Here is a 4,787-nt window from a genome sequence, read left to right as displayed (position 1 = left end):
CCGGCGGGGCGGCCGGGACCCGGGGGGTGCGGCCGCCGTGGCGGGCGAGGTGCTCGACCTCGTCCCACCAGAACGGCTGGTCGGTGCCGATCAGCCCGGGGATGACGAAGCAGACCGCCGGGATGCCCCTGGCCGCGAGCTGCGGCAGGGCCCGGCCGTGGACGGTCGGGTCGCCGTCGTCGAAGGTGATCAGCACGCTGTGCGGCGGCAGCGGCCGGCCCCCGCGGCAGGCCTCCTCCACCTGGTCGATCGAGACCGGGTGGCAGCGCTGCTGCAGCAGGTCGAGGTGGGCCGCGAAACCGGCGGCGTCCTCGACCCCGTGGTAGCCGAGCACTGCCAGTCGGCCGGCCGAGCGGTGCCGGAACCAGGCCTGCGCGGGGGAGTGGCGCAGCGCCGCGTCCGCGCCCTCCCAGGCGTCGCAGCGGTCGTACCAGGTGGAGAGCCTGGCCCGGACGGCCGGGTTCACGCCCGGACCAGCGCGGGGAAGGAGGCGCCGATGCCGACCCCGGGGTACCAGTGGTCGCGCGGCTTCTCGTGGAAGTACAGGAACTCCCGCTGCTGCCGCTCGGCCCAGCGCTGGAGCTCGGGCCAGCAGTAGCTCTTGGTGGCGAGGACGACCGCGCCCGGCGCCAGCAGGGGCGTGGCGGCGTCCAGTTCGGCGCGCTCGTGCTCCGGGGTGTGGCCGGTGTCGACGAGCAGCAGGTCGATCGGGCGGCGGCGGGCGACCGGCCCGGCGAGGAAATCCAGGGAGTCGCCCGTGACGTGTTCGATCACCGCGTCGTACGGTGGGACGATCAGCTCGCCGGCCCGGTCGTCGAGGTCGACCGTGGCCACGGTGCCGCTGCCGTTGCGGAGCAGCGCGGCGGCGGTGACGACGCTGCCGAGGCCGCGGTTGGTGCCGGTCTCCACCACGAACTCGGGCCGCAGCGCGCGGACGAAGGCGTACCAGCCGAGCCGCCGGCCGTAGCGGACCACCGGGTCGGTGGTGGCCCGCCGCGGGCTGCGGGCGAGGGTGGCGCCGATCACCGCGGCGAGCCGGTCGTCCTCCTTGACCTCCCGGAGGTAGCCGCGGACAGCGTCCACGCCGGTGCCGGTAGCCGTCGCCACGAACCACGCCAGGTGCTCCAGGTTGAGCGGTTCCAGGTCGTAGGTGTAGTGGACGTGCTCCCTGGACCGGAACAGCCAGGCGGCGGAGCGCCGGGCGATCCGGGCGTTGTGCCGGGCGGCGTCCCCGAAGCGGACCGGGAGGGCGGCCACGGGTGCCAGCGGGCTCTCGGCGAGCCGCCGGGTCAGGGCGTTGTGCTTCACGACTGCTCCTAATGTGTCGTCATTCCCGGCCGGAAGCGCCGACAGGTGCCCGTTTGGCCGCGATTGTGGCAATTTATCCAGCATGAATGCACAGCAGCAGTCGACACGCCACCGGGCGGCCCGCGGTCGGGCGCGCCGCCCGCAGGTCACCCTGGTGGTGCCGTTCCTCTCGGAGTTCCGGCGCTCCTTCTACCGGCGGCTCGAGGCCGACCTCGACGAGCGCGGCATCGGCTTCGTCCTGGCCTTCGGCGCCCCGTACAGCAGGGATCTGAAGGAGCGGCAGGACTCCGTCGAGATGGCCGGCGCGGTCCGCCTGCCGCAGTGGAGCACCGAGGTCGCCGGCCGGCCGGTGGTCCACAAACGGATCGGCCCGCTCGTACGCTCCTCGGACGTCCTGGTGGTCGACCAGTCGCTGCGCAACCTGGAGCTGTACCCGCTGCTGCTGCGGCAGTGGGCGGGCTGCGGGCCGACGGTCGCGATGTGGGACCACGGGCGCACCTACACCCGCCCGCAGTCCCGCCTGGAGCAGTCGCTCAAGTTCGCGTTGACCCGGCAGGCCCGCTGGTTCTTCTCCTACACCGCGGGCGGCGCTCGGGCGGTGACCGGGCAGGGCTTCCCCGGGCAGCGGGTCACCGTGGTGCAGAACGCCGTCGACACCGCCGCACTCGACGCGGCGTACCGGGCCGTGACGCCGGAGCAGCTCGCCGCCCTGCGGGCGGAGTACGGCCTCCGGGCCGGCCGGACGGGCCTGTTCGTCGGTGCCCTCAGCACCGGCAAGCGGATCCCGTTCCTGGTCGAGGCGGCGGAGGAGGTGGCCCGCAGGCTGCCCGGGTTCCGGCTGCTGGTCGCCGGGACGGGCGAGCACCGGGCGCTCGTCGAGCGGGCGGCGGCGGCCGGCCGGGCGGTGGTCCCGGTGGGCCAGGCCTTCGGCGCGCGCAAGGCCCTGCTGGGCGCGGTGTCGGACGTCATGCTGATGCCGGGACTGGTCGGCCTGTGCGCCGTCGACTCGTTCGTGCTCCGCACACCGGTAGTGACCACGCCCTGGCCCTGGCACGCACCCGAGTTCGAGTACCTGGAGGACGGGCGCAACGCGCTGGTCGCGCCGGACGACCCGGTCCGGTACGCCGCAGCCGTCGCCGACCTGCTCACCCGGCCCGCCGACCTGGAGGCGCTGCGGCAGGCCGGCGAACAGGATGCCGGCCGCTACACCGTGGAGGAGATGAGCCGCAGGTTCGCCGACGGACTGGTCGACCTGCTCGCGGAGCGCGGCCGATGAGCCCGCCCGCCGGGCCGCCGGCCGTCGCCGCGGACGCCGTCCGGGCACCCGGTCCGCGGATCCACCGGACCCCGCAGGGCCTCGCCCCGCTGGAGGACGGCTGGCGGCGGCTGGCCGCCGCGACGCCGGGCTCCTCCTACTTCGCGACCCCGGACTGGGTGCTCGCCGCCTGGGAGACCATGGAGCCGGCCGTCGCCGCCGGCGCCGAGGCGGCCGTCTGGACGGCACCGGACGGCGCCGTCGAGGCGGTGCTGCCGCTGGTCCTGCGCCGGGCCGCACTGCACCCCCGGCTGCCGCTGCCGGTGACGGCCTGGACGCTGCTCGGCGAACCGGACGACGCAGCCGACCACGGCATCCTTCCGGTCGCGCCGCAGCGGTGCGCAGAGGCCGGGCGCTGGCTGCGCCAACGGACGGCCGGCCGCAGCGTCTGGCTCCCGGCCATGGACCCGGAGGCCGACCCCGCGCTGCTCCCGCCCGGCACCTTCCGGGTCGCCTCGGTCACCTGCCCCCGTCTGGTGATCGGCCCCGACACGGAGGTCGGCTCGCGCGGCTTCCGCGCCACCGGCCGCCGCCGCGAACGGCAACTCGCCGACCTGGGAGTGTCGTTCCGCTGGATCGAACCGCCCGCCATGACCGCGCAGGTCCTGGACACCGTGCTGCGGCTGCACCGGCTGCGCCAGGAGCACAAGGGCGTGCCCACCGCGTTCGGCCCCGCCCGCCGCGCCTTCCACCTGCGGCTGCAGCACCGGGCCGCACCGGGCCGCGGCCCCGCGGCGCTCCTCGCCGAGCACGAGGGCCGGGCGATCGGCGCGGTGTACGGCTTCCGGTGGGGGCAGACCTTCGCCTACTACAACGGCGGATGGGACCCGGCCTACGCCCGGCTGAGCCTCGGCACGGTTCTGCTGAACCGGACCATCGCCACGGTGGCCGACCGCGGCGCCCGGGTCTTCGACTTCCTGCGCGGGGACGAGGCCTACAAGTACCGCTCCTTCGGGGCCACGGACCGCCACGACGTGCAGTGGCTGCGTCCGCGGAGCCCGGCCGCGCTGCTCTCCGGCGCGGTCCTGCGCCACGCCCGCCGGCGCCGCGGCACGACCCGCCCCGCCGACGGCTGACCCGCGGACCGGCGTCAGCCCTTCGCCAGGTCCGCCGGGTACGGCCGGTCCTCCCGCAGTGCCCGGAACGTCTCGGACGCGGCGGGCTCGTCCGGCACGTCCCGGTCCGGATCGGCGGCGTACGGCCGGCGGGGCACCGTGCGGTAGTCCACCCGGCTCTCCGGCACGGCCCGCAGCCGCTCCACCAGGTCGGTCAGCCGGCCGAGGGAGTCGAGGCCGGCGTCGGCGGTGATCGACGAGGTCACGGCATCGAGGACGGGGTACAGCCGGACGGGGTTGAACAGCGTGCCGTTGCTGCGCAGTTTCGCGGTGACCAGCTTGAGGAAGGCCTGCTGACGCTGCATCCGGTTGGTGTCGCTGCCGTCGCCGACGTACTCGCGCGCCCGGACGTAGGCCAGGGCGTCGGCGCCGTGCAGCAGGTGCGGGCCGGCGGACAGGTCGAGGCCCACGTTCGGGTCGCGCTCGGCCTGCGGCAGGTCCACCTCCACGCCGCCCAGCGCGTCGACGATCCGGCTGAACCCCTCGAAGCCGAGGACCATGTGGTGGTCGACCCGGATGCCGGTCAGGTCCTCGAAGGTGCGGATCGTGCACGCCGCCCCGCCGAGGTCGAAGCTCCAGTTGAACTGGGAGTACTGGGCCCGGCTCGACCCGCCCCCGGCCTGCGGGCAGCTCGGGATCTGCACCATCATGTCCCGCGGCACACTGACGATCTGGAGCCGTTCGCCGTCACCGGAGAGGTGGATCAGCAGGACGGTGTCGGAGCGGGCGCTGCCCAGTTCCGGACGGTAGTCGGATCCCATCACCAGGATGTTCTCGGCATTCCCGGTGGCCGGGGGCCGCAGGCCCGACTGGCCGGCGAGCAGCCGCTCGGTGGCGGTGTCGCGGTGGATGTTGCCGTCCAGGTGGCGGTAGGCCCACCAGCCGAGCCCGGTGGCAGCGGCCAGCAGCCCGGCCGCGGAGATCGCGAGGACCTTCAGCACCCGGCGCCGCCTCGGGCGGGTCGGCGCCGCCCCCTGCGCGTCCTGTGGTGCGCCCGCCTCCGGGGCCGGTCCGCGGGTCACCGGACGGCGCCTTGGGGGCTGTTCGCC

The 4,787-nt window shown here is 75.3% G+C and carries 5 protein-coding genes; 2 read left to right on the top strand and 3 right to left on the bottom strand.

Annotation, left to right across the window (positions count from 1 at the left end; genetic code table 11):
- Nucleotides 1-466: polysaccharide deacetylase family protein (locus tag ACFV0G_RS35370; protein WP_380556793.1), on the bottom strand; the 466-nt coding region annotated here is incomplete at its 3' end.
- Complete coding sequence (locus ACFV0G_RS35365; RefSeq protein ID WP_380556791.1) at nt 463-1,308, bottom strand: CmcI family methyltransferase; 846 nt, start codon at nt 1,306-1,308, stop codon at nt 463-465. The genes ACFV0G_RS35370 and ACFV0G_RS35365, both read right to left, overlap by 4 nt.
- A gap of 82 nt (nt 1,309-1,390) precedes the next feature.
- On the opposite strand from ACFV0G_RS35365, the gene ACFV0G_RS35360 reads away from it, so the two are divergent.
- Both ACFV0G_RS35360 and ACFV0G_RS35355 read left to right on the top strand, forming a co-directional pair.
- Nucleotides 1,391-2,584, top strand: a complete 1,194-nt coding sequence (locus tag ACFV0G_RS35360; protein ID WP_380556789.1) for a glycosyltransferase family 4 protein — start codon at nt 1,391-1,393, stop codon at nt 2,582-2,584.
- A complete protein-coding gene (locus ACFV0G_RS35355) occupies nt 2,581-3,699 on the top strand; it encodes a GNAT family N-acetyltransferase (protein WP_380556787.1) in 1,119 nt (372 codons plus the stop codon). The genes ACFV0G_RS35360 and ACFV0G_RS35355 overlap by 4 nt, the downstream gene beginning before the upstream one ends.
- Before the next feature lie 14 nt (nt 3,700-3,713).
- Here ACFV0G_RS35355 and ACFV0G_RS35350 read toward each other — a convergent pair.
- A partial coding sequence (locus ACFV0G_RS35350) for an LCP family protein (protein ID WP_380556785.1) occupies nt 3,714-4,787 on the bottom strand: 1,074 nt, incomplete at its 5' end.

It is taken from the genome of Kitasatospora sp. NPDC059571 (assembly GCF_042735675.1).
Classification (GTDB): Bacteria; Actinomycetota; Actinomycetes; order Streptomycetales; family Streptomycetaceae; genus Kitasatospora.
This window is presented reverse-complemented; position numbering and strand designations above follow the sequence as displayed.

Excerpts from the sequence above, each read along its gene's own strand:
- ACFV0G_RS35360 (WP_380556789.1), top strand. The coding sequence starts at position 1,391 with ATGAATGCACAGCAGCAGTCGACACGCCACCGGGCGGCCCGCGGTCGG.
- ACFV0G_RS35355 (WP_380556787.1), top strand. The coding sequence starts at position 2,581 with ATGAGCCCGCCCGCCGGGCCGCCGGCCGTCGCCGCGGACGCCGTCCGG.